Genomic DNA, 270 nt, shown 5'->3' on the forward strand with positions numbered 1-270 from the left:
GAAGCCGACCTGACGGCCCTGAAGCAGGTGCAGGCGATCACCGTCACTCTTTCGGGAAATGAGTTTATGCTCTCTGTTAAAACGCTTGAACGGACATTAAACAAACAAATGGTGCTTCCTTTTTATCTGAATGACAAACATATTTTCACTGATTTCACCAACCATATTCTGACCGTCTCCATGAACAAGGAGCCTAATGAGACTCCTGCCTCATTTTCCTTTCAATTTCCCCTATAACATAAAAAAGCCGCTTTCATCCCTCAATGGAAG

1 pseudogene is annotated in these 270 nt (G+C 43.3%); it reads left to right on the forward strand.

The annotated features are described in order from the left end of the window. A pseudogene (locus SB660_RS20795) lies at positions 1–237 on the forward strand (Hsp20/alpha crystallin family protein); the annotation flags it as partial. Between the last annotated feature and the right edge of the window lie 33 nt (positions 238–270).

The sequence above is a fragment of the Bacillus sp. SIMBA_005 genome, from assembly GCF_046535585.1.
Taxonomy (GTDB): domain Bacteria; phylum Bacillota; class Bacilli; order Bacillales; family Bacillaceae; genus Bacillus; species Bacillus pumilus.